The 25158-nt window shown below is 62.9% G+C and carries 29 protein-coding genes; 19 read left to right on the forward strand and 10 right to left on the reverse strand.

Annotated features, from left to right (window positions below):
• Positions 1–3 precede the first annotated feature (3 nt).
• The 3 genes from U5919_RS03270 to U5919_RS03280 all read left to right on the forward strand — a co-directional run bounded on the left by U5919_RS03270 (position 4) and on the right by U5919_RS03280 (position 3207).
• Positions 4–699 (forward strand): competence/damage-inducible protein A, encoded by a 696-nt coding sequence (locus tag U5919_RS03270; RefSeq protein ID WP_336022093.1) that lies wholly within the window; start codon positions 4–6, stop codon positions 697–699.
• A gap of 264 nt (positions 700–963) precedes the next feature.
• Positions 964–2031, forward strand: a complete 1068-nt coding sequence (locus tag U5919_RS03275; RefSeq protein WP_336022094.1) for an ATP-NAD kinase family protein — start codon at positions 964–966, stop codon at positions 2029–2031.
• Positions 2032–2175: 144 nt separating this feature from the next.
• Positions 2176–3207, forward strand: coding sequence for a PhoU domain-containing protein (locus U5919_RS03280; RefSeq protein ID WP_336022095.1), 1032 nt, complete (start codon positions 2176–2178; stop codon positions 3205–3207).
• Positions 3208–3239: 32 nt separating this feature from the next.
• On the opposite strand, the gene U5919_RS03285 is transcribed toward U5919_RS03280, so the two are convergent.
• Positions 3240–4373 (reverse strand): LEA/WHy family protein, encoded by a 1134-nt coding sequence (locus U5919_RS03285; protein ID WP_336022096.1) that lies wholly within the window; start codon positions 4371–4373, stop codon positions 3240–3242.
• A gap of 156 nt (positions 4374–4529) precedes the next feature.
• Here U5919_RS03285 and U5919_RS03290 point away from each other — a divergent pair, with 156 nt between their 5' ends.
• From U5919_RS03290 to U5919_RS03300, 3 genes are all read left to right on the forward strand, one after another.
• On the forward strand, positions 4530–4721 hold the full coding sequence (locus U5919_RS03290) for a DUF7525 family protein (RefSeq protein ID WP_336022097.1): 192 nt from the start codon (positions 4530–4532) through the stop codon (positions 4719–4721).
• 54 nt (positions 4722–4775) lie between these two features.
• Positions 4776–5000 (forward strand): DUF7123 family protein, encoded by a 225-nt coding sequence (locus tag U5919_RS03295; protein ID WP_049987014.1) that lies wholly within the window; start codon positions 4776–4778, stop codon positions 4998–5000.
• A 65-nt stretch (positions 5001–5065) separates the two neighbouring features.
• Complete coding sequence (locus U5919_RS03300) at positions 5066–5494, forward strand: SRPBCC family protein (RefSeq protein WP_336022098.1); 429 nt, start codon at positions 5066–5068, stop codon at positions 5492–5494.
• Between the two features lie 430 nt (positions 5495–5924).
• Here U5919_RS03300 and U5919_RS03305 read toward each other — a convergent pair whose 3' ends face one another.
• The 7 genes from U5919_RS03305 to U5919_RS03335 all read right to left on the reverse strand — a co-directional run bounded on the left by U5919_RS03305 (position 5925) and on the right by U5919_RS03335 (position 11918).
• A complete protein-coding gene (locus tag U5919_RS03305) occupies positions 5925–6728 on the reverse strand; it encodes an RIO1 family regulatory kinase/ATPase domain-containing protein (RefSeq protein WP_336022099.1) in 804 nt (267 codons plus the stop codon).
• A 158-nt stretch (positions 6729–6886) separates the two neighbouring features.
• Positions 6887–7336: a universal stress protein gene (locus U5919_RS03310; RefSeq protein ID WP_336022100.1), complete on the reverse strand. Its 450-nt coding sequence runs from the start codon at positions 7334–7336 to the stop codon at positions 6887–6889.
• A 114-nt stretch (positions 7337–7450) separates the two neighbouring features.
• A complete protein-coding gene (locus tag U5919_RS15855) occupies positions 7451–8695 on the reverse strand; it encodes a FlaD/FlaE family flagellar protein (RefSeq protein WP_425604193.1) in 1245 nt (414 codons plus the stop codon).
• Between the two features lie 149 nt (positions 8696–8844).
• The gene (locus tag U5919_RS03320) at positions 8845–9444 is read right to left on the reverse strand and encodes a chemotaxis protein CheD (RefSeq protein WP_336022101.1); all 600 of its coding nucleotides are present in this window, start codon (positions 9442–9444) and stop codon (positions 8845–8847) included.
• A gap of 84 nt (positions 9445–9528) precedes the next feature.
• Positions 9529–10908, reverse strand: a complete 1380-nt coding sequence (locus U5919_RS03325) for a chemotaxis protein CheC (protein ID WP_336022102.1) — start codon at positions 10906–10908, stop codon at positions 9529–9531.
• Positions 10905–11273 carry a chemotaxis protein CheY gene (cheY, locus tag U5919_RS03330; RefSeq protein WP_336022103.1) on the reverse strand — a complete coding sequence of 123 codons (369 nt, stop codon included), beginning with the start codon at positions 11271–11273 and terminating at the stop codon, positions 10905–10907. The genes U5919_RS03325 and cheY overlap by 4 nt, the downstream gene beginning before the upstream one ends.
• Positions 11274–11366: 93 nt before the next feature.
• Positions 11367–11918, reverse strand: a complete 552-nt coding sequence (locus U5919_RS03335; protein WP_336022104.1) for a DUF7500 family protein — start codon at positions 11916–11918, stop codon at positions 11367–11369.
• 162 nt (positions 11919–12080) lie between these two features.
• Between U5919_RS03335 and U5919_RS03340 the strand changes: the two genes are divergently transcribed.
• The 5 genes from U5919_RS03340 to U5919_RS03360 all read left to right on the forward strand — a co-directional run bounded on the left by U5919_RS03340 (position 12081) and on the right by U5919_RS03360 (position 15753).
• Positions 12081–12419, forward strand: a complete 339-nt coding sequence (locus tag U5919_RS03340; protein ID WP_336022105.1) for an ArsR/SmtB family transcription factor — start codon at positions 12081–12083, stop codon at positions 12417–12419.
• Positions 12420–12749: 330 nt separating this feature from the next.
• Positions 12750–13412, forward strand: coding sequence for an archaellin/type IV pilin N-terminal domain-containing protein (locus U5919_RS03345; protein ID WP_336022106.1), 663 nt, complete (start codon positions 12750–12752; stop codon positions 13410–13412).
• A 9-nt stretch (positions 13413–13421) separates the two neighbouring features.
• Positions 13422–14042, forward strand: coding sequence for an archaellin/type IV pilin N-terminal domain-containing protein (locus U5919_RS03350; RefSeq protein WP_336022107.1), 621 nt, complete (start codon positions 13422–13424; stop codon positions 14040–14042).
• 409 nt (positions 14043–14451) lie between these two features.
• Positions 14452–15123 (forward strand): archaellin/type IV pilin N-terminal domain-containing protein, encoded by a 672-nt coding sequence (locus U5919_RS03355; protein WP_336022108.1) that lies wholly within the window; start codon positions 14452–14454, stop codon positions 15121–15123.
• Between the two features lie 9 nt (positions 15124–15132).
• Positions 15133–15753 (forward strand): archaellin/type IV pilin N-terminal domain-containing protein, encoded by a 621-nt coding sequence (locus tag U5919_RS03360; RefSeq protein WP_336022109.1) that lies wholly within the window; start codon positions 15133–15135, stop codon positions 15751–15753.
• A 124-nt stretch (positions 15754–15877) separates the two neighbouring features.
• Here the strand turns inward: U5919_RS03360 and U5919_RS03365 are convergent, their stop codons facing one another.
• Positions 15878–16627 carry an RAD55 family ATPase gene (locus U5919_RS03365; RefSeq protein ID WP_336022110.1) on the reverse strand — a complete coding sequence of 250 codons (750 nt, stop codon included), beginning with the start codon at positions 16625–16627 and terminating at the stop codon, positions 15878–15880.
• Positions 16628–16965: 338 nt separating this feature from the next.
• On the opposite strand from U5919_RS03365, the gene U5919_RS03370 reads away from it, so the two are divergent.
• The 7 genes from U5919_RS03370 (at position 16966) to U5919_RS03400 (ending at position 24524) form a co-directional block, all read left to right on the forward strand.
• Complete coding sequence (locus U5919_RS03370; protein ID WP_336022111.1) at positions 16966–18324, forward strand: flagella accessory protein C; 1359 nt, start codon at positions 16966–16968, stop codon at positions 18322–18324.
• On the forward strand, positions 18308–18742 hold the full coding sequence (gene arlF, locus U5919_RS03375) for an archaellum stator protein ArlF (protein WP_336022112.1): 435 nt from the start codon (positions 18308–18310) through the stop codon (positions 18740–18742). The genes U5919_RS03370 and arlF overlap by 17 nt, the downstream gene beginning before the upstream one ends.
• Positions 18743–19198: an archaellum stator protein ArlG gene (gene arlG, locus U5919_RS03380; protein WP_336022113.1), complete on the forward strand. Its 456-nt coding sequence runs from the start codon at positions 18743–18745 to the stop codon at positions 19196–19198.
• Positions 19195–19944 carry an archaellum protein ArlH gene (arlH, locus tag U5919_RS03385; protein ID WP_336022114.1) on the forward strand — a complete coding sequence of 250 codons (750 nt, stop codon included), beginning with the start codon at positions 19195–19197 and terminating at the stop codon, positions 19942–19944. The genes arlG and arlH overlap by 4 nt, the downstream gene beginning before the upstream one ends.
• On the forward strand, positions 19944–21611 hold the full coding sequence (locus tag U5919_RS03390; RefSeq protein WP_336022115.1) for a type II/IV secretion system ATPase subunit: 1668 nt from the start codon (positions 19944–19946) through the stop codon (positions 21609–21611). Before arlH ends, U5919_RS03390 begins: the two co-directional genes overlap by 1 nt.
• A 187-nt stretch (positions 21612–21798) precedes the next feature.
• Positions 21799–23460 carry an archaellar assembly protein FlaJ gene (gene flaJ, locus U5919_RS03395; RefSeq protein WP_336023858.1) on the forward strand — a complete coding sequence of 554 codons (1662 nt, stop codon included), beginning with the start codon at positions 21799–21801 and terminating at the stop codon, positions 23458–23460.
• Positions 23457–24524: a CheF family chemotaxis protein gene (locus tag U5919_RS03400; RefSeq protein ID WP_336022116.1), complete on the forward strand. Its 1068-nt coding sequence runs from the start codon at positions 23457–23459 to the stop codon at positions 24522–24524. The genes flaJ and U5919_RS03400 overlap by 4 nt, the downstream gene beginning before the upstream one ends.
• Positions 24525–24567: 43 nt before the next feature.
• Here U5919_RS03400 and U5919_RS03405 read toward each other — a convergent pair whose 3' ends face one another.
• On the reverse strand, positions 24568–24798 hold the full coding sequence (locus U5919_RS03405; RefSeq protein ID WP_336022117.1) for a DUF7511 domain-containing protein: 231 nt from the start codon (positions 24796–24798) through the stop codon (positions 24568–24570).
• Between the two features lie 113 nt (positions 24799–24911).
• Here U5919_RS03405 and U5919_RS03410 point away from each other — a divergent pair, with 113 nt between their 5' ends.
• Entirely contained in the window at positions 24912–25100 is a 189-nt protein-coding gene (locus U5919_RS03410) for a DUF7576 family protein (RefSeq protein WP_336022118.1), read from the forward strand.
• Positions 25101–25158: the final 58 nt, after the last annotated feature.

Here is a 25158-nt window from a genome sequence, read left to right on the forward strand (position 1 = left end):
CCTATGCGAGTCGCAATCGTCACCGTCGGCGACGAGCTCCTCTCCGGAGACACGGTGAACACGAACGCCGCGTGGTTGGCTGAGAAGCTCACCGACCGCGGCGTCAGCGTCGAGCGCGTCACGACCGTTCCGGACGCCGTCGCCGACATCGCCCGCGTCGTCAACGAGTACCGCGCAGAACACGACGCGGTCATCGTGACGGGCGGGCTCGGCCCCACCCACGACGACGTGACGATGGCTGGCGTCGCCGCCGCGGTCGGTCGCGACCTCGAACCCCACGAGGAGGCCCGCGAGTGGCTGCTCGGGGAGGGCGGCTACTCCGCCGAGGGGTTAGTCGACGGGACGACCGAGCTCCCGGCCCGGGCGCGGATGCTCCCGAACACCGAGGGCGTCGCCCCGGGAGCCGTCGTCGAGGGCATCTACGTCCTCCCGGGCGTCCCGAGCGAGATGAAAGCGATGTTCGAGCGGGTGGCCGGGGAGTTCAGTGGCACGGAGACGTTCACAGCCGTCGTCGACGTCGCCGAGCCGGAGAGCGAGTTGATCGACCGAATCCACGAGGTACGCACGCGTTTCGACGTCACGGTCGGGAGCTATCCGGGCGACTCGGTCCGGGTGAAGTTCACCGCCACCGACCGTGCGACGGCCGAGGACGCGGCCGCGTGGCTCAGATCGCGGGTCGACCTCGTCGACGACGCCTAGGAGTGCGGAAGCGATGCGCGTGGTCCGGTCGTCCGTTCACCGATAGAGGTAGTACAACCAGCCGGCGGCCATCGCGACGCTCACGAGTAGAATCACCGCGCCGGTCTCTGCGATCGGAAGCGACGCGCCCTCAGTTGCGAGTGGGATCATACTCCTCCGTTTCGACACCGAGTTCTTAAGCGTTCATACAGCCGCCAGCGGTTCGTCACACGCCGGACGCGTCGCACCGGCGGGCTTTTGCGCCCGCCGCCGTTGCGTTCGCGTATGCGAATCGGCTTCGCCGTCAACCCCATCGCGGGGATGGGCGGTCGCGTCGGTCTCAAGGGCACGGACGGGAAGGTCGAGGAGGCGCGCCGCCTCGGCGCGGAGCCGCGCGCGCCGGACCGAGCGAGGCGTGCGCTCGAACGACTCCACGAGCTCGACGATGTCGAACTGCTCACGTGGGGCGGGGCGATGGGAGCCGACATCGCCCGCCAGGTAGGCTTCGCTCCCGAGGTCCTCGGCGAGGCCGGCGACGCCGAGGACTCGACGGCCGAGGACACGGCCCGGGCCGTCAAAGCGTTCCTCGCCGCCGACGTCGACCTCGTGCTCTTCGTCGGCGGCGACGGCACCGCCGCGGACGTCGCGGAGGCAGTAGAGGGAACAGAAACACCGATTCTGGGCGTCCCGGCCGGCGTGAAGGTGTACTCGTCGGTCTTCGCCGTCTCCCCGGAGGACGCCGCGCACGTCGTCGCGACCTTCGAGCGGACCGAGCGGCGAGAGGTGCTCGATATCGACGAGGACGAATACCGCGAGGGGGAAGTCCACCCCGAGTTGCGGGCGATCGCGCACGTCCCCGTCGCCGAAGAGCTCCAGTCGTCGAAACAACTCGGCGGCGGCAACGTGGAAGCGCTCGCGGCGGGCGTCGCCGACGACATCCGCGCGAGCGACAAGACGTTCGTGTTGGGCCCCGGAAGCACCGTCGGCGCGATCAAAGCGGAACTCGGGTTTGAGGGGTCGCCGCTGGGCGTCGACGTGTGGCGCGGCGGCGAGGTGCTCGCCGTCGACGCGAGCGAATCGGAAATCCTGGACGCGCTCGACCCCGAGGGCGAGAACGTCGTCGTCGTCTCCCCGATCGGCGGGCAGGGATTCGTGTTCGGTCGCGGAAATCCCCAACTGTCACCGGACGTGATCCGCCGCTGCGACGTCGAAATCGTCGCCTCGCGCTCGAAGCTCGACGGGATCGGCGAACTCCGGGTCGATACCGACGATTCCGACCTCGACGCCGAACTCAAGGGGTGGACGAAGGTCCGGATCGGTCGCTTCGAGCGGCGGATGATGCGAATCACATAAGAGTTGGGAAGAATCATCGACCCGTTCGCCATTCGAGCAATATAATTTTAATACACACCTCAAAATTCGACTAATAGTATGAAGATCTGGAATATATAATCGACATATAGTGAGGATTAAGGTCACTCAAGGCGAGGGTATGATATGGAGACGCGTAAGGTACAGCGGTTGGGGCCGTCGACGCTGGCGATGACGTTGCCCGCGGAGTGGGCCAAGGAGCACGACGTCAACAAAGGCGATGAGGTCTCGCTGCGGATGGGCGGGAAGGGGACGTTGACGGTGCTTCCGGAGTCGGCGAGTCAGGAGGACTCTTCGGCGACGGTTCGGGCCGACAATCTGGACGCGGACTCGCTCGAACGGGCGATCGTCGCGCAGTACGTTCTCGGACGGCGGGTCATTCACATCGAAAAGAGCGAGGGTGCGCTGGACTCAGAGCACATCAACGCGGTATACAAGGCCGAAACCCAGCTGATGGGACTCGGTGTTATCGAGGAAACGCCCGACAGAATCGCCATCCGCTGTTCGGTCGATCCCGAGGACTTCACCCTCGATAACCTCCTCGAACGGCTGGAGAACACCGGCAGCACGATGCGCGGAGAGGCGGTCAAAGCACTCGCACACGGCAATACGGATCTCGCCCAGCGCGCGCTCAACCGCGAGCGGCAGGCGAACAAGATCTTCGTGCTGCTCCTGCGACTGATCTTCACCGCTTACCAGAACCCGAACCTCGCCCGCGCGGTCGGCCTCGACTCGGGCTTTCCGCTGATCGGCTACCGCTCGGTGGCGAAGAACCTCGAGCTGACCGCCGACAACGCAGAAGACATCGCCACGATCGCGATGAACGCCGAGGGCCACACCCTCGACGTCGACTCGGGGACGATGCGCCGAATCAGGGAGTTCACCGATCAGGTCGACGAACTCACGCGGACGGCGGTCCAGTCGGTCGTCGAACGCGACTACGACAAGACCGTCGAGTGTCGCACGCGCTTTAGACAGCTTCGCGACCGCGAGCAGGAGATCCTCGGCGACCTCCCGGAGATGAACAACGAAGAGCTCCTGCAGGTCCGCGAGGTGCTCGTCAGCCTCCAACAGACGGCTCAGTACGCGATGCGAAACGCGGAAATCGCGGCGAATCTGGCGCTCAACGAGGAGTCAGAGCACGTCACGATCGGGTGAGAGAACCGCGGTGTGGGGCGTTGCAGACGACGTCAGCCGAGCAGACCGCCGTCGTCGGTCGTCGTTTCATCGCCCGTTGTCGTCTCGTCTGATTGAGTCTCGGTGCCGTCTAACGGGACTTCGGTTTCGGTCGGTGTCGGCGAACTCGACGACTCGGTCTCCGTCTCGTTGTCTGAGCTACCATCCTCTGTCGAACTCTCGCTCGTGTCGCCGTCTGTCGGTTTCGTGCCGAAGATGTCGGTCTCGATCGTCTCCGTGTACGTGAGCGAATCGAGCGGGATATTCACGGTCGTATCGGAGAGTTGCAACCGCGCGTCGAAGTCGATCCGGAGGTCGGTCACTTGGTTCCGTTCGAGGTGGGTCACCCACCACTCGTCGATGTTCTCGTTGTTGATGTACACCGTCGCCTCGATGGTCTCGGTCGATTTCGGGGGGATGACGTATTCGGACTCGGTCGACCCCTCGCCCATTGCGACGTCGTTCATCGTGATGTTGTATCCGAGTTCGCTGACGCCGATCGGGTAGGACTTGGGGTTGTACATAACGAACGTGAGGTCCATCGCGGTCCGTTCGTCCGTCACTTCGCCCCACTGCGCGCTCGTCTCGTTGATGTAGAGGACGGGGTCGGACACCAGCGCTCGGTTCGCGTCGACTTCTCGTGTCTCCGTCGAGTTGAACTGCGAGAGCAGATCCGTCTCGACCTGTCGGGTGACGTTCGGCGGGTCGATCGTTCGGCCGAGTGTCCCCGAGGTAACGGCGGTGTCGACGGTGACGGTGGTCTGCTCGCCGTTCCGTATGTGCGAGACCCACCACGGCGGGATCTGCCCGTTGTCGGCCGTCGACGTGAAGTTCAGCGTCGAGTTACCCTTCTCGACCGAAACGCCCTCTTTGGTGCCGCTCGCGAGTTCCACATCGTTCATCAGGACGTCGTATTCGACGGTGAGACCGCCGAGTGAGGCACCGATCGGGTTCGGGTTCGAGACGGTCAGATCCGTTTCGATGACCGTCGACGTCTCGTTGACCGGGCCGAACGTGTTCTCGACGCCCGCGACGGACGGAGCGCCGATAACGCCGGCCGCGAACGCGCCGCCGCCGAGGAGGCCGACGACGACGAGGGCGGCAATAACAGTGCGAACTCGACCGCCGAGCGACAGTATCGACCACATCTTGTACGCCCAAGATCACGGCAGACACATAGCTCTCACGACTGAGAACGCCTCGTGTTAGTCGAGTAAGAAGAACACGTGCGGATGCCCCAAACTGCACCTCAATCGACCGCGTCGAGTCGTATGAACTAAGGCAGAACCGAGATATCACCAGACATGGATACTGCAGCCGCTAGCTCGGACACGGGAATCGGCCTGACCGTGCTCTTTGCGATCGTCGCGCTCTTCGGTGTCGTCGGAATGTTCGTCGCGGGACTCACCGGTGATCAGTTCGTCGCCGCCCTCGGCTTCGCAGCCGCCGTCATCGCCGCCTCGCTGGCCGTGTCGGCGACGCACCTGTTCGGGTAACGCTAAGCGGATCGGACGAGACACTTAAGACCGAACCGGCCGTAATCGAAGATAATGAGCGAGTTCACCGAGGAGGAACAGCGAATCGTCGCGTACCTCCGCGAGAGCGTCTCCGCCGGCGAGCGGTACTTCAGGGCGAAGAACATCGCCGACGCGATCGGGCTGACCGCCAAACAGGTCGGTGTGCGGCTCCCGCGACTCGCAGAGAAGTCCGAGGACGTCGAGATCGAAAAGTGGGGCCGCGCGCGGTCGACGACCTGGCGCGTCACCCGAAGCTAAGTCCCCGGACACCCTCGAACAGTGCGATTCAGGAGCTTTTTTGTCTCGCCCACCTACCTGCGCGTATGACGGTACGCGTCCGGCGGGTCTTCGAGTTCGACGCCCCGCCCGAAGCCGTGTGGGATTTCATCGCCGACCCGGCGAAACGCGCGGAGTCGATCAGCGTCGTCGATCACCACGAAGTCGACGAGGAGTCCGGCGAGGCCACGTGGTACGTTCGACTGCCTATCCCGTTCGTGAAATCGACCGCGCGCGTTGCGACCGAGGACATCGCTCGCGACGCCCCCAACTACGTCAAATTCGTCGGTAAATCCTCGGTGCTTCGCGTCACCGGCGAGCACACGATCGAATCGACGGAGAACGGGACGCGGTTGATCAACGAGTTCGTCGTCGACGGGCGAGTCCCGGGCGTCGAACGGTTTTTCGAGCGTAACCTTGACGCGGAGTTGGAGAACCTCGAACGCGCGCTTCGGCGCGCTGTCGAAGGCGAGTAACTCGCTCGGAGGGAGAAATATCCGATCGACACCGGACACCCGGACTGCCCCGGCCGTACGATAACATCGATAGTAGCGTTTGCAAGTCTTCACGCTCCCGATCGCACGACAGCGTGCGATCGGGTGAGCAATCAGTTGCAAACGCTACTATATCCCGGTGGGTTTATTGGTCCTCCACTTTTACCCCCAGTTGCCGACAAACGACGCTTTTCTCGTCGCAGTCGGCACAGGCCCGCCGCACACCGCCGCAGTGTTTCGGGGTCCGCTGCGGCCTCCCGCGACCAGCGCTCCCGCCTCCCGGAGTGGGAACGGCTGGCCGCACTACTCCGCCTCCGCCTTCCGTCGTCGTCCAGTACCAACGCGACCGTTCGTACACGACACGCTCAGCGTCGATACACGATACGTTCAGCGCCGACGAAATACGGAAACGCTACGGCGACGACGCGTGCTTCTCGATCTCGCCTTTGAGCAGGGCGGCGTCGAAGTCGTGGTCGGGGCGGATGTTGACGAAGTCCAGAAACCGCGTCGCCGTGAGCAGTTCGTCGGGATCGTACGCCGTCAGCGCGGCCTCGACGGTTCGCTTCGCGCCGATCAGTGGTTCGAGCGCGCCGAGCGCGCAGGCGACGTCGTATGCCTTGGCGTCCGACGCCCCCTCTTCGCGAACGTTCGTCGCGTCGATGAAGTAGATCTCGTCGTCGAGGATGAGCACGTTCTCCGCGCGGAGGTCACCGTGCAGGAGGTCGTGCTCGTGCATCGCCCTAAGCGCCTCGAAGAGCCGCGGTGCGAGGTCGACTTCGGTCTCCTCGTCGAGTTCGTCCAGCGTCCGAAAGTCGGGGAGGTACTCCAAGACAACGACGCCGAGCCCGTCGACCTCGAACGTCTCGATCGGTTCGGGCGCGTTGAGACCGACCTCCCGCATCCGTTGGGTCGCTTCGAGTTCGTGACGCGCCATCTCGATCGGCGTCTCGAAGTGCTCGAAAAACCCCTCGGTGCCCGAGGAGAACGCGCCAAGATTCCGCCCGGTCGTGAACAGGCCGTGAACGATCGAGTTCTGCCGCGAGATGACCTTCACGAACCACCGGTCGTCGACGACCATCGGCGTCGAGAGCCAGTTGTCGGCGTCGAGAAACCGCACGCGAACCTCCGCTCTGTCGTACCGATCGCAGAGGTCGCGGGCGACGGCCTCCAGTCGCGACCACTCGACGCGGCCGCGCAGGAGACGGCGGAGTTCCATACCACACGTGACGGACTCGGGGCGTATATATAGTAGCGTTTGGAGTACCGCCGCCTTCGCGGTGGGGCTACCTCTCTCAGTGGGGTCCACTCTCTCAATGAGGCCAACCTTCCCAGTGGTGTCGGGCCGTCGAAACGATGCCGATCGGTCCGACTGCGTCAGTTCCCCTTTTCGCCGTTGACGCCGCGAACCGTCAACACCGGGACCGACGACCGGCGAACGGTTCGTTCGGTCACGCTACCGAGTAGGTACCGTTCGAGCCCGGTCCGCCCGTGCGTGCCCATCACGATCAGGTCGCAGTCGCTGTCCTCGGCGTACTCGACAACGACGTCGTCGGGGATGCCGGCTTCGACGGCGGTTACGACCCGTACGCCCGCCTCCTCGGCCCGTTCGGCCACCGCTTCGACGACCGATTCCGCGCGCTCGCGGAGCGTCTTCTCGATCTGGTTGGGACTGATCGCCGGCGCGCTGTGACTCACGTCTCGCGAGTCGATGACCGAGAGGACACGCAGTTCGGCGTCGTACTGCGCCGCGATATCGAGCGCGTGGTCGATCGCGTGGTCCGCACACTCGCTGCCGTCCGTCGGAACGAGAACTCTGTCGTACATACTCCCACTTTCGCAGAGCGACAAGTAGGCGTTTGGGATGATCTCCGCTCTGCGGGAATCAAACGGAGTTACGGCGCGGGAATCGGACGCAAATCGAGCGTCACCGACGGTCGGTCACGTCATCGAGGCCAATCGCGCGATGTAGACGAGACTCAGGTGATGGTCGTCGACGTCGTACTCACGCGTCGAGGAGACCTCGCCCGAGAAGCCGACGAGGTAATCTTGGAGTTCGGCTTCGACGTCCTCGGTGAGCCACTCGACGGTGTGGTAGTATCGGAGCGCGTCCATCGTGCGCTTGTACCCGCCGTTCAGCACGAGGAACTCCAGCCAGTCGAAGACGAGTCGTTCGGCGGCGTACGCGTCGGGGAGCGACGACAGGTACGGCTTCGCGAGCCTGTCGGCGGCGGCGGTCTCGTGCACGAGAAGCTGTTCGAGCTGGTTCTCTCTGAGCAGTTCGCTCGCGCGGCCGCGCGGTCGCTCGCGAATCTCGGTGTCGAACTGGAAGCGGCCGACGTCTTCGGGAGCGTCGCGACCGGCATTCACGTCCCGGTCGCGTGGTGCAGGCCGGCGAGGCGAGTCCCGTGTCGATTCTATGCGATCCAATCGCGCTCGTTCCAGTGCGGTGTGATCCAGTCTCTCTCGATCCGACGCGGTGCGGGACTGTCGGGAGCGAACCGCTCCCGCGCTGTCGAGCGACTCGCGCATCCGTCCTGAATCGGGTCCGGGGCCGGAGTTGCCGTTGCGCTGTCTGTTCCCCTCGTCGAACCCGAGGTCACGAGCCATCCGGTCGGCCTTCACGACCTCGTCGTGCGCGCGTGCGTGGTCCGAATCGCCCCGCCGTGGTCGACTCACGTCGGCCCGATCACCGGGACGGACCGACACCTCGTCGTCGGGGGCGTTCTGTCGCGGTTCGACGGTGTCCCGGGCCGACTCGGTGCGACCGTTTCGTCGCCGGTCGGCATCGCCGCCGTGCGCCCCCCTCTCGTAGCGACCGTTCCGACGCCGCTGTCCGTTCCGTTCGACGGCGTCACGACCGGACGCTTCCGTGTCGTGTCTGGGCGTTTTCGTATCGTATCTAGACGCTTCCATATCCTGTCTAGACGCTTCCGAATCGGATCCCCGGTCGGGTCCGCGGTCGCGTCGCCCGTGGCGGTTGCCGTCCCGGCGATCGGGCCGCTCCCGAGGGTGTTGATCGTGTCGATGTCCGTCCCGACGTCGGCTGCGTTCTTGGCGTGCGGACGGTGCTTCGTCGTCCGCCCCGTCGTCCGCGTCGTCCCGCTCGCCCGTGTGCCCGCCCCGTCGTTCGTCTGCGATACGTCTGCGCTCTCGGAGGTCGTAATCGTCGGGGTCGATTGTCATAGCCTGTCTCCCGTTGTCGCTGCGGTCGAACCGTCGCAGCGTCGTCGTACGTCGGCAGTCAAACGGTGCGCGCATAAACGTGCCCCCGCGATTATCAGATCAGATATCGTAACAGTCGAAATACAAATTGACGCGCGGAGGTGGTCGCCTTAGAGTACCTGCGTCTCGCCGTGGGCCCGCCGAATAGAGAGTTCGGCGCTCGCGGCGTCGAACGAGAGCGAGCGGCCGTGCTCGCCGCCGACGTCGCTGGCAACGAGCGGGATGTCGTGGCGGTCGAGCGTCTTTCGGGCGGCGGCGACGTTACGTTCGCCCACGGCACCGGCGCGGGAGGTGAACTCGAACATCGCACTGCCGCCCGCCAGTCGGGCTTCGATCCGCGGGCGAGCAGCTCCCAACTCGATCATCTCCGCTACGAGCGCCGGGATCGCCGTGTCGACGTACTTCGCCCCACTCGGCCGCGTGTCACCGTCGGTCCCTCCTTTGTCGGCCCCGTCGACGTTGGTTTTTCCTTCGTTGCTCTCGCCGTCGCCGCGAGACGACGACCGCTCCGCTCCCGCCGCGGGTAACATCGCGTGCGCGAGTCCGGCCACGCCGGCGTCGACGTCCGCGAGCGCGATCCCGACGCAGGATCCGAGTCCGCTCGTCACGAGCGTCGATCCGGCCTCAGCGACCGCGTAGTCGGCGACGCCGACCTTGACGCGCGCCGCGGAAGCGCGGGCGTCCGATCGATCGGTGGTGTACACTTTCATAGCGTGAGTCGGGGTCTCCGAACGGCGATCGTGATCGTCTGCGGGCGGTTTCTAACCACGGATCGAGCGGCTCCGCATCGCGGGTCAGTTCGCCTCCGATGCGAGTTGGTCGAAGGCTGCCCGGAGCTCTCGTTCGTCCGGGAGCGCGTAGATGTCGCAGGTGAACGTCTCGTCGGGCGTGGCGATCGCCGAATCGATGAGGAACGCGTAGTCCTGCGTCCGCGCGAGTTCGGTCACCAGCGGATCGACGATCGCCGACGCGATGTCGTCGACGTACGTCGGCGGCGAGATCTCGATCGTCGTCTCTAAGGCGTTCGCCCAGCCGTCGAGGAACCCGGAGGTGACGATGTTGCCGATCTCCTGTATCGCGCTCTGTCGCATCGCGGCGTCCGCGTCCATTCCCGGCATCAGCGCGTCGGCGACGCTCTCTGCGGACTCACGATCGAAGAGGATCGCGATGTATCCCGACGGCGTCCCGCTGAATTCCAAGACGACGCCGCGTCTGGCCTCGTCGCTCAACTCCATCGGCACGCCCTCGACGGGGACGAAACTCAGCCGACTCACGTCGACGTTCGTCTCGATCCCGGTCATCGCCGTCAGATCCTCGGAGGCTTGGCCGGCTCCCTCCGAGATCATCTGCGAGAACGACGTGAACGTCTCGACGGGAATCGCGTCGTCGTCGTTCCCGGCGGCGTCGACGATCGTCTCGACGGACTCGCGCGTCGGCAGCATATAGATGTAGAATCCGGCCTCCTCGTCGACGGTTTCGAGGTGGTTTCGAAACGCGAGAACGTGGTCGGCGTCGATAATCGGTGCCGAGGCCTCTCCAGCGCCGGTTGCTAGCTCGTCCGCCATCGATCCGTTCGTTGCCACACCGTCGGCCCCCGATCCGTTCGTCATCGATCCGTTCGTTGCCACCTCGTCCGTTACCGATCCGTTCGTCGAACCGTTCACCGTCGAGGAGTCCGTCGCCGCGCCGTTCGTCGCCGAAGCGCTCGCCGCGAACGTCGACTCCTCGACGACGTCCTGCAGCGATCGGCCGGCGTCCAACTCGACGTACGTCGGCGTCGTGATGTCGATACCCTCGCCGAGGAAGTCCGCCCAGCCGTCGATAAAGCCGCCGAGCATAATGTTCCCCAGCTCTTTCAGGCCGCTCGTCGCGAGCTCGCTGTCGGGGTCGTCCGCCGCGCCGGGAACGAGCGCGTCGACGAGCGTGACGGCGCGGTCGCGGTCGAACGCGAGGACGGTTCGTCCCTCGATGGCCCCCGAAAAGCCGATGTGGACGGTGACGAGGTCGCGCTCGCGGAACTCACGCTCGACGTCTGCACGGGTCGCCATCTCGACTTTGGTGACGGCGACGCGGGCGTCGAACCCGGTGAGCGTCGTGAGCGATCCCGCGGCCTGTTCGGCTCCGGAGTGAGCCAGTCGACTGAACGTCCGAAGCGACTGGACGTCGAGGTTCATGCCTCGACGCCCACCACGTCGTCGATGGCTTGGAGGACGTTCGGCTTCTGAAACGGCTTCGTGATGTACCCGTCCGCCCCCGCCTCCACGGCCTCGCGCATCTTCTCTTCTTGACCCACGGACGTACACATAATGACGGATGACGTCGGATCCTGCGATTTGATCTCGGCGGTCGCTTCGATGCCGTTGCGGATCGGCATCACGACGTCCATCGTGACGACGTCGGGATCGAGTTCGCGGTACAGTTCCACCGCCTCGACGCCGTTTTCGGCCTCGCCGACGACCTCGTGGTCCTCCTCGAGTAACTGCTTCAGGAGGTTCCGCATAAACGCCGAATCGTCTACCACCAGTACGGTGCGTGCCATACGCGTTCTTCCGAGAAACGCTCTATAAACGCATCGCTCCCATTATCACAGATGATACGGAATATCAGCCGCGAGAGAGCGCCGCACACGCGACTAGTCCTCGGCCGGAATCCGAAACGCGTGGTCCTGCAGCGCGTCGACGAGGTCCGAAATCGAGTCGTCGAGCGACAGGCCGTGCTGCCGGAGAACGGCTGCGAGCGTGTTTGTCGGGTAGGTAACCGACGTCTCCGAGGCGAGAAGCAGTATTCCGATCGCTTCGCTCGGCGAGGCCTCCGTGTCGATCTGCTCGACGTACCACGTCACGAGATCTCCGAACGATGTCGCGACGTCGTCGGATACTCCCTCGTGTTGCTTGATCTCCCCGTCGAACGCCGCGGTGAGCGCGAACCCGTAGTCGCTGTCGCGTTCGGAAAGATAGCGGCTCATCTGCTGGCGTGCGAGCGTCCCTCTGTCGTCGACGGTCTCGTCGTCGGCATTTTCGTCCACTGACGGCGACTCGTCGTTATCGGTCGCGACAACGTACCGTCCGTCGGAGAGCTCTGCGACCCGCTCGGAGGCGGTGTAGTCGAGATCGTCGGGCCTGACGACGCCTTCTTCCTCGCGTGCGGACGCGGGAACGTCGTCCGGTAGATCCGACGGAGCCATACCCCACGGTGCCATCGGCGCGATAATAAGCCCATCGCAGGACGAACGTCTCTCGAACGACTGCCGGACGAGGCCGACGCTCTCAGATGGATATCAGTATCAATACCGAAACCGATCGGACCGTCACATTCATGTGATTTGGGTTAGAAGGTAGCGCCGTCTATGGAGTCTGACAGGACGCTCGCGGCGCTCGGGAACGAGTACAACCCCGATATCTTACGCGCTGCCGACGAAGCCCACTCGGCACAGGAGTTCAGTGAAATGCTCGATATTCCGATTGCGACGTGTTACCGTCGCATCGAAGAGCTCACGGGTGCCGGATTACTCGAACTACACGACCGCGTCCTTTCGGACGAACACCGCCGAACGAACGTCTACCGTCGCGATATCGACGAGATCGTCATCAATTTCGAGGGCCAAGATCTCAACGTGCAAGTGACCGACCGTCCCGAAGTGAAGAACAAACTCGACGACGTCTGGCGGAAAATTTCTCAAGAGTAGCGGACCCCGCTGATTCGTGGCCGACCGAGACAGACAGGCAGCCTCCACTGCGAGCGCACGCGCGTTCGCGAGTCTTCGCGGTGCGCTCGTACGATCTGACGCGGAATCAGTCGGAAACGCACCGCAATTCTCGAAGCCCTGTTCCGCTTGTTCCAGTTCTGAACAAGAGATCCCGGATAAGACCTCGGTGAGACGGGACCTATCTCCGAAATTTACCGAATATCAGTGGTGATATTCAGGCACATAGCATTATGTGCAGTCCGCTGATCGGTTCGCGTGACGGTCCACCCGCCATCGCGGAGGGAAGGGACCAGACTGGAGACACACAATATGTTCGAAGACAACGACGCCGACCGTGGTCAGGTCGGTATCGGAACGCTCATCGTGTTCATCGCGATGGTCCTCGTCGCTGCGATCGCGGCCGGGGTCCTGGTGAACACGGCAGGCTTCCTCCAAGCGACCGCGGAGGACGCCGGCCAAGAGAGCGTCGACAAGGTGACGAATCGACTCGATGTCGTGAGTTCTCACGGCCTCATTAACGAATCAGGCGGCGATCTCTACGTCGACAGCCTCAACCTCACGGTTCGGCTCGCGGCGGGATCGGGTGCGGTCAACATCGAGGACACCACGATAAAGTACGTGAGTAGCTCGAAGGCGGAGAACCTCATCTACAAAGAGACAGGTGACGGAACGTTAGGTCCCGTTCACAAGTACAATTCCTCAGATAATTACGAGGGTCTCAACTCCACGGAGTTCACTGCCTACTCGCTGAACGACAACGACGACGAGTCGTTCCCGGTGCTGAACGGGCAGGCCGACCGCTACGAGATCGTGATCAACGCGTCGCTCGTCGAGGAGAACGGCGCAGGTCTCTCTACTGGAGACTCGATCGAACTCGACATCACCAGTCGGTCCGGCGGCTCCACGCAGGTCATCTACACGATGCCCCAGCAACTCGCCGGACAGGACGACAACGATCCGGTGGCACTCTGAGGTAACACAATGAAACAACTATTCAACGAAGACGAACGCGGTCAGGTCGGTATCGGTACGCTCATCGTGTTCATCGCGATGGTTCTCGTCGCTGCGATCGCGGCGGGAGTGCTCGTGAACACGGCAGGCTTCTTGCAGGCGACTGCCGAAGACGCCGGTCAAGAGAGCGTCGACAAGGTCACGAACCGCGTCGAAGTGATCAACCAGCACGGCACCGTCGGGCTGAACGATACGATCTCCAATATGACACTGACGGTCCGGCTCGCTGCTGGATCCGGTGCAGTGGATATGGATACCACTTCGATCAAGTATCTCAGCGACAACGAAGTCCAGACGCTGACGAACAGTTCGGACGGTATGGTGGATCCCGCGGGGAACGCCACGCAGTTCAACCTCACGGAGGTCACCGATGACGACGGATCCTTCGGCGTCCTCAACAGCGGGAACGACCGCTACGAGGTGACGATCAACGCGTCCGATATCGAGGGCGGATACGATTACAACGGCTTGAATACGGGCGATAAGATCCAACTGGACATCACGAGCCAGACCGGCGGCACGACGCAGGTCATCCTGACGATGCCCCAGCAACTCGCCGGGAAGAATACCGGCGAACCGGTCAAGCTCTGAACTCCGGTCTCACCTCGCACTGACGACGAGCACAACTTTTCATTTCTCTCACGCCGTGAGCGGCTCGCTTGTCGGGTGCGTGACGTACTGACGGTGATAATTCCGTATCGGCAGGGGCAAAAGACGTACTGTGCTAAGGATTCTGCGTACTGCCGACCGATCTCTGATTCCCTCAACCGTCGACCTCATCTTTCGAGCAGTCGATATTTCTGTGCTGGATTGTTTGGTGCGCCAGTACTGGTGGAAGTGTATAATATAAAATTCTTTATATAACCTGCCGAGACTCGTCTACGGATACTATCACCGCTGATATCTGGGGCCATACCATTATGTACGGACCATTGCTCAGTCGAGTTAACGGTCTGCTCTCTAGCGGAATGGGGAGTCGGACTGGAGACACACAACAACAATGTTCGAAGACAACGACGCCGACCGTGGTCAGGTCGGTATCGGAACGCTCATCGTGTTCATCGCGATGGTCCTCGTCGCTGCGATCGCGGCCGGGGTCCTGGTGAACACGGCAGGCTTCCTCCAAGCGACCGCGGAGGACGCCGGCCAAGAGAGCGTCGACAAGGTGACGAATCGACTCGACGTGGTCAGTGCGCACGGCCTCGTCAACGAAACGAGTGACGACAGCCTCGCCGTCGACAGTCTTAACCTCACGGTTCGGCTCGCGGCCGGCTCTGGTGCAGTCAACCTCGAGGACACCACGATAAAGTACGTGAGTAGCACGAAGGCGAAGAACCTCGTCTACAAGAACTCCTCAAGCAGCGATGGAAGCACCTTACTCAACGTCTCACAGTATGAAGACGGCTACGAGAGCGGCCTCAACGGAACGGAGTTCACGGCGTATGCAGTCGATGATAACGACGACGCGTCGTTCCCGGTGCTGAACGGGCAGGCCGACCGCTACGAGATCGTGATCAACGCGTCGCTCGTCGAGGAGAACGGCGCGGGGCTTTCGACCGGTGACTCGATCGAACTCGACATCACCAGTCGCTCCGGCGGATCGACGCAGGCCATATTCACGATGCCCCAGCAACTCGCCGGACAGGACGACAACGATCCGGTGCCACTCTAAGTAATCTCAATGTTTGATATATTCGACGAAGACGAACGCGGTCAGGTCGGTATCGGCACGCTCATCGTATTCATCGCGATGGTTCTCGTCGCTGCGATCGCGGCGGGGGTTCTCGTGAACACTGCTGGCTTCTTGCAGGCGACCGCGGAGGACGCCGGCCAAGAGAGCGTCGACAAGGTCACGAACCGCGTCGACGTGATCAACCAGCACGGTACCGTTGGCAGCAATGACGACATCGCCAACATCACGATGACCGTCCGACTCGCCGCCGGATCGGGAGCGGTGGATATGGATACTACCTCAATCAAGTACCTCAGTGATAGCCAAGTGACGACGCTGACGAACAGTACTGACGATATGGACTACGCCGCAGGGAACGAAAGCCAGTTCAACCTCACGAAGGTCACAGACAACGACGACTCCTTCGGCGTTCTCAACAGCCGCGACGATCGCTACGAGGTGACGATCAATGCATCAGCGATCGAGAGCGGCGGTGCGGGCGAGGGACTCGGTACGGGCGAGCAGATTCAACTGGACATCACGAGCCAGACCGGCGGCACGACGCAGGTCATCCTGACGATGCCCCAGCAACTCGCCGGGAAAGACACCGGCGAACCGGTTCAGCTCTGAGCCCTGATCTCAGCCTCGAACCGCAACTAAACCTCGTTTTCTGTTCTTTCGATCCTCGTGAGCGATAGCTCGGTCGGCGGAGGGATCGTCGATCGGACCGAGAGAAACAAACAGTTGGACCTGACTACTCGAGTCCGCCCTCGTCTTCGGCGAACCACGGTGCGGACTCGCCGACCATCGAGAACCCGGCCGCCTGTTCGTACACCTTGATTCCGCCCTCCTCGATTTCCAGCGGGAACATCGAGTTCTTGATGGGCTGCTTTCGCATCTTCGCGACCCAGATGTACCGGTTAGACGTGGACCCGGCGGGTGACTGGATAAGATAGATGTTCCCGTCGGTGAGGAAGTTTTCGAGGCCGATCTCGGTCTCGGGGAACACCGCGGACTGCTCCATCGTCAGAATCGAGGTGAGGCCGCTGTCCTTCAGGATGTCGATGAACTTCAGGAGATACTGCCGCTGCTCTTTCTCCTCTTCGAAAAAGAGCTGAAACATCGTCAAGGAGTCGAGAACGAGCCGATCGTACTGGGTGTCTTGGAGGTCTTCGAGGATCGTATCGAGCGTCGAGGAGAAGTCGCCGCTGCGGAGCAGCGTGCGCTTGTCGTACACTTTGATCCGCCCGTCGTCGACGAAGTCGTCCCACTTGTCGAAGCCGATGGACTCGGCCGCCTCGCTGATATCGTCTTTCGTCTCCTCGAAGGTGAGATAGATCCCGCCCTCGTCGAACTGTTCGACGCCGTTATAGAGGTACTGTAGTCCGAGAATACTCTTCCCGGTTCCGGGGTTACCGCTGACGAGCACGGCGGCGTTCTCGACGATACCACCGTTGAGGATCGAGTCGAGCCCTTCGACACCGGTCTTGACGAATTCTGGCATAGGTGTGATCACTTCCAGGGAGTGTTACGAGCGGGTCGGTCCCGCACGCGGATAATTCTTCTCACCACCGTCGCTGTTCCCGAGCGGACAGTCGAGAGGCTCTCAGTCGCGGTCCGAGGCAAATCTGCGGCCGACCCGGTTCTATCACGAGCGATAATTTGGTGGGAACCTTCTTGTATCGATGCTGGCACACATAATCTAATGATACCTGTTCCACCGAGACCGGACGACCGGACCGGTCGGACCACGCGATCGGGACGACCCACGGGATTCCGTGGCCCCAATCGACGACCGAACAGGACGAACGAGCGTCCGAGTCGGAGCAGGAGGAGACACAGATGGGCGTGATGGACTGGATGGACGGCGATTCGAGTGAGGAGTCCGACACCGTCGCCACCGATGGGCTCGGATTCGACGACGACCTCGACGGCGAGATGGGTGGATTCGACGACGAAATGAGCGAGATGGACGGTCTCGACGGCGAGATGGGCGAATTCGACGACGGCGGCGATTTCGGCGGTGGAGACGTCGATTCCGATACCATCGCCGATATGGAGGATCGCCTCTCCGAGCTCGAAAACGAGGTGAGTTCGATCTCCTCGGGGATGAACACCGTCCGCGAGGAGAACAAACAGATCGGCGAAACCGTCGAGGAACTCGACGAGACCATCCGGAAACTCCTCGACATCTACGAGATGGTGACCCGCGGCATCAACCCGTTCGTCGACGACGCCCGAGAGATGGGCGGACTGGAAGGTGACGGCGCGTTCGGCCTCTTCGAGATGGAAGAAGAGACCGAAGACGACCTCGATTCGGACGTCGCGAGCGCCGACGCCGAATCGTTCTTCGACGAGGACTTCGGCGATCTCGACGCCGAAGCGGACGAGGCAGAGCTCGCCGCGGAAGACGAACTCTCCGAGGAGGAACGCGAAGATCCCGGTGCAGCACTCGAAGAAGAGTCGAGTGCGGACGACGACGCGATGAGCGGCTCCAGCTTCGACGACCTGAAGGCCGAGTACGAGGAGAACGAAGACTGGGACGACGTCGACGGCGAGGAGGAGAGCGGAGAAGTCGACGCGGCAGACGGAGCGGATGGGACGGAAGCCGACGAGTCCGACGCCGACGAGGACGCGGTGGGGGCCGAAGACGAATCCGAACGCCGCGACGCGCTCGAAGCGGCCGAAGAGGCGGTGACAGTCGACCCCGACGAGACGCTGTTCGAGGCCGACGGCGTGGAGACCGACAACGAGGCCGTAGACAACGGGGCGGACGCGTCGTCGACGAACGGAACGCTGCCGGCCGAGGCGACGTCGACGTCCGCTGCCGAACAGCAGTCCGGAAATGGCGATGCGAGCGACGCGTACCTGACGGCGTTGCCAGCGCGGTACACAGCCGAATCCGTCGCCCTGCAGTGGACGCGGTTCCTCGTCGAAACCGGCGGTGCGATCGGCGCTGCCCGAGCGCTTCGACAGTACCGTTCGCAGGGATGGATCACCCGTTCGGTCGAGCGGACGATGAGCGAACACGTCCGCAACGCGGCCACCGCGAGCACGACCGAACGGCCACAGGACCTCCGCGTCGAGCACCACAGAGAGAGTCTGACCTACATCAGCCGACTCGCCGGTGATGTCGACGAGTCTCGGCTCCTCGAAGAACTGTCCGCGCTCGGGGGTGGCGTCAGTGGGATTCGGCGTTAGCGGGTCGACGGCGATCATCTTCCTCGGCGTCTTGATCGCGTCGGGGACGCTCTATACGGCGGCCGCCGGGAGCGCAGAGCAGATCACCGAGGCACGGGAAGAAAAGGGCGAGGACCTCTTAGATCAGCGGAACACCGATCTGGAAATCGATCGCGTGTTCTATAACGATTCCACCTTGGAGATCAACGTGACGAATACGGGGACGACGACGCTTTCCGTCGAGGGAGTGAGTCTCTTGCTCGACAACGAGCACGTTCTTCCGGACTCGACCGAGGTGGAGGACGACCTCTCGACAGACGTCTGGGGTGCCGATCAGAAACTGGTCATCCGCATCAACGACGTGTCTCAGCCCGACCGCGTCACCGTCGTCGCCGAGAACGGGGTCGCCGCGAGCAACTCGACGGTCGAGGTGAGCTAGATGGCCGACGTGTCCGTTCCGAGCCTGATCCTGTTCATCGCGAGCATCGTCATCGCCGCGGGCGTCGCGGGCGTCCTCATCGACACCGTAACGGGTATCAGCGGCTCTCTCGACGACCGCGGCGCGGACGTCTCAGAGAACATCCGGACCGACATCGAGATCATCAGCAGCCCCGAGCCGGGCGTCTACAACGAGACGAACGACGAGCTCACGCTGTACGTGAAAAACACCGGGAGACGGACCTTACCGGCGACCGGCGAGACGTTCGACGTGATCGTCGACGCGCAGTACCGCGCGAACGTCTCCGTGTCCGTCGCGGGCGATGCCGACGCCGACGAGTGGGCTCCGCACGACGTCGTCGAGGTGACGATCGGCGATCTAGTCTTAGACGAGGGCGACCACCGCGCCACGCTGGTCGTCGACGGCGACGAGGAGGTGTTCCGATTCAACCGATGAGCTCGAATCACTTCCCGATCGGAATGAAAGACCACGACCGGCTCGAAAAGGAACTCGGCGGCGGGATCCCGAAGGGGTCGATCGTGCTCATCGAGGGCGACTACGGGGCCGGAAAGAGCGTGCTTTCTCAGCGGTTCACCTACGGCTTCACGCAGGAAAACGTCGTCACGACGCTCGTCTCGACAGAACTCGGCGTCCGCGGGTTCTTAGACCAGATGCACTCGCTGAACTACGACGTGGTCAAGCCCCTGCTCGACGAGGAGATCCTTTTCATCCCCGCCGAGATCGACGCCTCCGGCGCGCTCACCGGCGGCGGCGACGACGAGCGGAAACAGCTGCTGCGCCTGATGATGGACGCGGAGACGATGTGGGATGGCGACGTCATCATCATCGACACCTTCGATGCGATCCTCCGGAACGACCCGATGTTCGAGGCGCTCGTCAGGCAGAACGAGGAGCGACAGGCCGCCTTAGAGATCATCTCCTTCTTCCGCGAGCTGACGACGAAGGGGAAGACGATCGTGCTCACCGTCGACCCCTCGACGGTCGACGAGGAGGCGATCGGGCCGTTCCGATCGATCGCCGACGTCTATCTCAAACTCGAGATGGTCGAAGTCGGCAACGACGTTCGACGGAACATCTTCGTGAAACGCTTCGCTGGAATGGGCGAGCAGGTCGGCGACCGCGTCGGTTTCTCTGTTCGCTCGGGGATCGGCATCGTCATCGAATCGAGGAGTGTCGCATAATGGCCACCGAACACGGCTCCGCGAAGATCGACGACGAACTCCGACAGCACGCGGGTCGGTGGGGCCATCTCCGCGAACACCTCAAGCGCTTCCGGCAGATCACCGGCGAGTTCCCGATGTTCGTCGACGGCCCCGACGGGTACGAGTCGCGGCGACCGAACATCATCTACCACCTCGGCGGCCCGATCTACTGCCAGGTGTACGGGAACTTCGGCGAGACGACGAAGTACTACACGATCGAGCCGGAGCTGAACGCCCCCGAGCACGAGGTCTTCGATCAGGTGAAGGACAAACTCCTCGAACGGTCGGTGACGAAGCCCGCACCCGCCGGCGAGACCGAGTACGAAGATCGGATCCAAGAGCTGCTCGAAGAGATCGTCGTCCTCGAAAACGAACGGAACGGCCGCCTCGCGGAGTTGGTACAGCGGCTCGAACTCGGGCCCCTCGAAGTCACAGAGGAAACCTACGAGAAGGTTCGGTACCGACTCGTCCGAGATATCGTCGGTCTCGGGCCGCTCGAGCCGATTATGCGCGATCCGGCGAACGAGGACATTCACGTGATCGGGCCGCGACAGGTCGACGTCGACCACGGCGAGTTCGGTCTCCTCGAGACGACCGTCGAGTTCGACAACTCCGAGCAGTACGACAACTGGCTCCGGAATATGGGCGAGCGAATCGGCGACCCGGTCTCCGACGCCCATCCGATCGTCGACTCGACGCTTCCGGACGGCTCGCGTATCAACATCATCTACTCCGACGACGTGTCGCTGAAGGGCTCGTCGCTCACGATTCGTCAGGGCGATGACGTCCCGCTGTCGGTGTTTCAGATCGCGAAGTGGGGCACGCTCTCGCCGGAGTTGTGCGCGTATCTCTGGATCGCCTTGGAGAACGAGCGAACCGTGTTCGTCGTCGGCGAGACGGCGTCCGGGAAGACGACGACGCTCAACGCGATCACGTCGTTCATCCCGCGGGACTCGAAGATCTACACGGCGGAGGACACCGCCGAGGTGCTTCCCCCGCACAACACGTGGCAGCAACTGCTGACGCGGGAGGGCCGCGGCACGGACTCCGAAGTCGATATGTTCGACCTCGTCGCCGCGGCGCTGCGCTCTCGCCCCGACTACATCATCGTGGGCGAGGTCCGTGGCGAAGAGGGTCGGATGGCGTTTCAGGCGGCACAGACCGGTCACCCGGTGATGCTGACGTTCCACGCGAGCGACATCGTCTCGATGATCCAGCGGTTCACCGGCGACCCGATCAACGTCCCCGAGACGTTCATGTCGAACGCCGACATCGCGCTGTTCCAGAACCGCGTCAAGCGTGGCAACGACACCTTGCGGCGCGTGACCTCCGTACAGGAGATCGAAGGCTACTCCAAGGAGATGGGCGGGGTCGTCACCCGCGAGGCGTTCTACTGGGATCCCGTCGAGGACCAGATCGTCTTCCAAGGCCGCAACAACTCCTACATTATGGAGGAGAAGATCGCGACGCTGCTCGGCTACGACGACACGCGGAAGATCTACGACGACATCGAGTTCCGCGCGAAGCTCATCCGCCGCGCGCTCCAAGAGAACATTCTCGGCTACCACGAGGTCAACGAGTTCATCGAGGACTTCCAGCGCGACGGCACCGAAGGGATCCCATTCGACATCACGAGGCTCGAGTGATGATGGCGAGGAATCGACCGACCGACGACGCCGGGTCGACGGTCGAATTGCGCGACCCACACTCCGGGTCCGACCGCGGGAGTGAGAAACGGTGAGCGAGACGAGAACGGACGTCGACGCCGGCTTGGGCGCACAGCGCCAGCAGCTCCGCGAATTCGCGTCGTCTGTCCTCGACGCGTACGAGCAGATGCCGATGGATAACCGGAAGTACGCGCTCACGGTTCTCGTACCGACGGTCGTCCTGTTCGTCCTCAGCATCGTCGGCGCGATCGCACTCCCGCTTCCGGTGCTGGTTCGGATTCCGATCTTCTTGCTCGGCGCGCTGATGCTCCTCGCCGGGGTGTTGTACCCTCGCCTGCTCGTCGAAGAGCAGCGCCGGGGGCTGGAGAACCAACTGCACCTCGTGATCACGCACCTCACCGTGTTGTCGACGACGAACATCGACCGCGTCGCGGTGTTCAGACAGCTCGGTCGCGAGGAGGAGTACGGCGAACTCGCCGTCGAGATGCGCCGGATCACCGAACTGGTCGACACGTGGAACCAGTCGCTCGACGACGCGCTCCAGCGTCGGGCGCGGGCCGTTCCCTCGCGGGAACTGGGCGACTTCCTCGATCGACTCGCGTACTCGTTGAACGCCGGACAGGCGCTCGACGACTTCCTGCTCGGCGAGCAGCGGACGATGATCGAGAAGTACGTGACCGTCTACGAGGGCGCGCTCGGAAACCTCGAAGTGATGAAGGACCTGTACCTCTCGATGATCCTGTCGATGACGTTCGCGATCATCAACGCGATCGTGCTGCCGATCCTGACGGGCACGGACGCGACGATGACGATCGCTGCGGTCATCGTGCTGTTCGTCTTCGTGCAGTTGGGCTTTTATTACGTCATCAAGACGATGTCGCCGTACGACCCGCTTTGGTACCAACAGCCGGAGTACCGGACGAAGATCGACCGCCAGATCGACATCGCGCTCTACGGGGCGGTGGCGCTGAGCCTCGTCTTCGTCGGGATCCTCGGGCTCGGACTGATGGGTTGGACGGAGATCGGACAGACCGTCCAGCGAGTGATGCTCGACGCGCCGGTCCCGCTTCTCATCGCGACGCCGTTGACGCCGCTCGCGGTTCCCGGCTTGGTCGCCCGTCACCACGAGAACCACATCAAAGAGCGCGACGAGGAGTACCCCGGATTCATCCGCGCGCTCGGGGCCTCCGAGAGCGCCAAGCAATCGACCACCCGCGCGGTGCTCGAAACCCTCAGAGAAAAGGACTTCGGCGTCCTCTCCCGGGAGATCGATCGACTCTACGTCCGGTTGAATATGCGCGTCGGTCCCGACCGCTCGTGGTTCTTCTTCACGGCTGAGACGAGTTCGTATCTCATCCAGAAGTTCTCGGAGATGTATCTCGTGGGGCGACAGATGGGCGGGACGCCGAAACAACTCGGCGAGCTCATCTCGGACAATATGAACGAGGTTCTGAAGCTCCGGCGACAGCGACAACAGGCGACGGTCACGCTCATCGGCGTCCTGTACGGCATCACCGCGTCGGCGTCGTTCGCCTTCTTCATCGGCCTCGAAGTCGTCGAGATCCTCGCGACCTTCTCGTCGAGTATGAACCTCGCGCAGTTCGAGTTCGGCCAACTGATCTACGCCGGCGTCTACGACATCCCGCTCATCGAGTATCTCCTCTCGCTCGTCATCCTGTTCAACGCCGTGCTCTCGGCGTTGATGATCCGGATGGTCGACGGCGGCCACAAGGCAAACGCCTATCTCCACTTCGTCGTCTTGGTCTGGATCGGCTGCGGAAGCGCCGTCGTGACGTCATCGCTGGCGGGGGGGCTGATCAGCGTATGACGGCCACAGACTCCGATAGCGACGGTTCGAGTCAGGAAGACGACGCCGCACAGCGTTCACAGCTGCTCGAAAAATTCCAAAAGCGCGCCGCCAACGGAGACCTGACGCCCGAGGCGGGAGGCTCGAACGACACGCCGGCGGAGTCGACGTCGACGGGGAAGCAACGCGATGGCTCGGGCGAATCGATCGTCGTCGACTTCGTCGCCAACTTCGTCGCCGGCGGCGACGCCACGTTCGATCCCGTCAAAGGCCGAGTGCTGATGAGCGGACGCCGGCTCGTTCTCGCGACCTCGAAGACGAAGACGACGATTCCGATCGCATCGGTCTTCGACATCGCCGTCGGACAGGTCCCACAAGAGGTCGAGGAGTTCTTCGATTACACGGTGATGGTCGGCTACGTCGAGGGGAAGTACCGTCGGACGACTGTTATCGGCGGAGACAGAGAGACGATCGAGAAGTTCTCGCTGCTTCTGTTCCGCGCGACGCTCAACGGATCGACGGCGCTCGTCACGCATCCCGCCAAGGTCGGCGGTCGCGTGATGGACACGGAGGCACAGAAGACGGGGCTCCACCTCGATTACGAATCGGTCACGTTCCCCGACGGCGACGTCGACACGGGTTCGGAGGAGCCGTTCTCGATCGATCTCGCGTCGGTGATCTTCTTCGAGGTAATCGAGCGGACCGACAGCGACGGCGACGCCAAGTTAGTGCTGTCGGTCCAACACGTCGAGAACGGACAGACCGTCACCTCCGAGATCTCGATGACCTCTCGAAGAAAAATGAACATCCTCGGGCGCTATCTGCGGTTGATCTATCACTGGATCAAAAGCGACGTCCGCGACGTCGACGTCGACGAGTCCGAACTGGAGGTGCTCGTCGGGCTGTACTCCACGCCAGAGGACATCGACCTCGCCTCGCTGCTCGACATCGGAGCCGGCGAACTCGAAGCCCGGTTGGCCTCGCTGTACGAGGACGACCTGATCACCGCCGAGGAGCCGCCGATCGATCTCACTCCGCAGGGGAGATTCATCGTCAACGACGAATTCGAGGACGTGAACGTCTGAGGACGGTCCCCGAGTGCGGTCTCGTCCGAGACGGTTCTGCCCGTTATCGCATCTCGTCGAGCGGGACGAAGACGGCGGCGTCCGCAGAGAGCCACGCGTCGACGTGTTCACAACAGCTCTCGCGGCGGGGATAAATCGTGCATCGGTCCGGTCGCTTCTCGTAGCGGACCACGACGCTGCGTAGCTCGAAGGGGCTGTTCGCAACGTCGTCGTCGCTACGTTCGGCACGTGGTACCGAAACGCGGTTCTCGGGATCGCCGGGCGAATCGGACATCTCAGTCCACACGCTCTCTTTGCCACGGACGTACTAAACCACTACTGTTGACAGGCAAGTTCCGCCGCCGAGGACGGAGTAAAGTGTGCCCGGACGCCAACGAACGCGAAGAGATGGTAGATCCGACTTCCGATCTCGGAGAAGACGTCGACGAAGACAACGCGCCGTCGTGTGCGGCCTGCGGTTCGAAGATCATCCAATCGCCGACGCACCGCGTCGTCACCCGGGTCGAAGACGGGACGGTACGGACGCAGCACTTCTGTTCTGACGCGTGTCGAACGGACGGCGACGCCGACGCGTAAGCGCTAGCATACGCCCGCCTATAGCGAATTAACGCCGCTCGTCGACCGATCGACTAGT

Origin of the sequence: Halobellus sp. LT62 (assembly GCF_037031285.1) — an archaeon.
GTDB lineage: Archaea > Halobacteriota > Halobacteria > Halobacteriales > Haloferacaceae > Haloquadratum > Haloquadratum salinisoli.

Bases quoted from the DNA above. Each gene is read 5' to 3' on its own strand.
- U5919_RS03390 (WP_336022115.1), top strand. From the start codon at position 19,944: ATGGCCACCGAACACGGCTCCGCGAAGATCGACGACGAACTCCGACAG.
- U5919_RS03325 (WP_336022102.1), bottom strand. From the start codon at position 10,908: ATGAACCTCGACGTCCAGTCGCTTCGGACGTTCAGTCGACTGGCTCAC.
- U5919_RS03320 (WP_336022101.1), bottom strand. From the start codon at position 9,444: ATGAAAGTGTACACCACCGATCGATCGGACGCCCGCGCTTCCGCGGCG.
- U5919_RS03310 (WP_336022100.1), bottom strand. From the start codon at position 7,336: ATGTACGACAGAGTTCTCGTTCCGACGGACGGCAGCGAGTGTGCGGAC.
- U5919_RS03350 (WP_336022107.1), top strand. From the start codon at position 13,422: ATGAAACAACTATTCAACGAAGACGAACGCGGTCAGGTCGGTATCGGT.
- U5919_RS03275 (WP_336022094.1), top strand. From the start codon at position 964: ATGCGAATCGGCTTCGCCGTCAACCCCATCGCGGGGATGGGCGGTCGC.
- U5919_RS03405 (WP_336022117.1), bottom strand. From the start codon at position 24,798: ATGTCCGATTCGCCCGGCGATCCCGAGAACCGCGTTTCGGTACCACGT.
- U5919_RS03280 (WP_336022095.1), top strand. From the start codon at position 2,176: ATGGAGACGCGTAAGGTACAGCGGTTGGGGCCGTCGACGCTGGCGATG.
- flaJ (WP_336023858.1), top strand. From the start codon at position 21,799: ATGCCGATGGATAACCGGAAGTACGCGCTCACGGTTCTCGTACCGACG.
- U5919_RS03335 (WP_336022104.1), bottom strand. From the start codon at position 11,918: ATGGCTCCGTCGGATCTACCGGACGACGTTCCCGCGTCCGCACGCGAG.
- arlH (WP_336022114.1), top strand. From the start codon at position 19,195: ATGAGCTCGAATCACTTCCCGATCGGAATGAAAGACCACGACCGGCTC.
- U5919_RS03355 (WP_336022108.1), top strand. From the start codon at position 14,452: ATGTTCGAAGACAACGACGCCGACCGTGGTCAGGTCGGTATCGGAACG.
- U5919_RS03410 (WP_336022118.1), top strand. From the start codon at position 24,912: ATGGTAGATCCGACTTCCGATCTCGGAGAAGACGTCGACGAAGACAAC.
- U5919_RS03340 (WP_336022105.1), top strand. From the start codon at position 12,081: ATGGAGTCTGACAGGACGCTCGCGGCGCTCGGGAACGAGTACAACCCC.
- U5919_RS03360 (WP_336022109.1), top strand. From the start codon at position 15,133: ATGTTTGATATATTCGACGAAGACGAACGCGGTCAGGTCGGTATCGGC.
- arlG (WP_336022113.1), top strand. From the start codon at position 18,743: ATGGCCGACGTGTCCGTTCCGAGCCTGATCCTGTTCATCGCGAGCATC.
- U5919_RS03345 (WP_336022106.1), top strand. From the start codon at position 12,750: ATGTTCGAAGACAACGACGCCGACCGTGGTCAGGTCGGTATCGGAACG.
- U5919_RS03270 (WP_336022093.1), top strand. From the start codon at position 4: ATGCGAGTCGCAATCGTCACCGTCGGCGACGAGCTCCTCTCCGGAGAC.
- U5919_RS03365 (WP_336022110.1), bottom strand. From the start codon at position 16,627: ATGCCAGAATTCGTCAAGACCGGTGTCGAAGGGCTCGACTCGATCCTC.
- U5919_RS03305 (WP_336022099.1), bottom strand. From the start codon at position 6,728: ATGGAACTCCGCCGTCTCCTGCGCGGCCGCGTCGAGTGGTCGCGACTG.
- U5919_RS03285 (WP_336022096.1), bottom strand. From the start codon at position 4,373: ATGTGGTCGATACTGTCGCTCGGCGGTCGAGTTCGCACTGTTATTGCC.
- U5919_RS03370 (WP_336022111.1), top strand. From the start codon at position 16,966: ATGGGCGTGATGGACTGGATGGACGGCGATTCGAGTGAGGAGTCCGAC.
- U5919_RS03400 (WP_336022116.1), top strand. From the start codon at position 23,457: ATGACGGCCACAGACTCCGATAGCGACGGTTCGAGTCAGGAAGACGAC.
- U5919_RS03300 (WP_336022098.1), top strand. From the start codon at position 5,066: ATGACGGTACGCGTCCGGCGGGTCTTCGAGTTCGACGCCCCGCCCGAA.
- U5919_RS03290 (WP_336022097.1), top strand. From the start codon at position 4,530: ATGGATACTGCAGCCGCTAGCTCGGACACGGGAATCGGCCTGACCGTG.
- U5919_RS03295 (WP_049987014.1), top strand. From the start codon at position 4,776: ATGAGCGAGTTCACCGAGGAGGAACAGCGAATCGTCGCGTACCTCCGC.
- cheY (WP_336022103.1), bottom strand. From the start codon at position 11,273: ATGGCACGCACCGTACTGGTGGTAGACGATTCGGCGTTTATGCGGAAC.
- U5919_RS15855 (WP_425604193.1), bottom strand. From the start codon at position 8,695: ATGACAATCGACCCCGACGATTACGACCTCCGAGAGCGCAGACGTATC.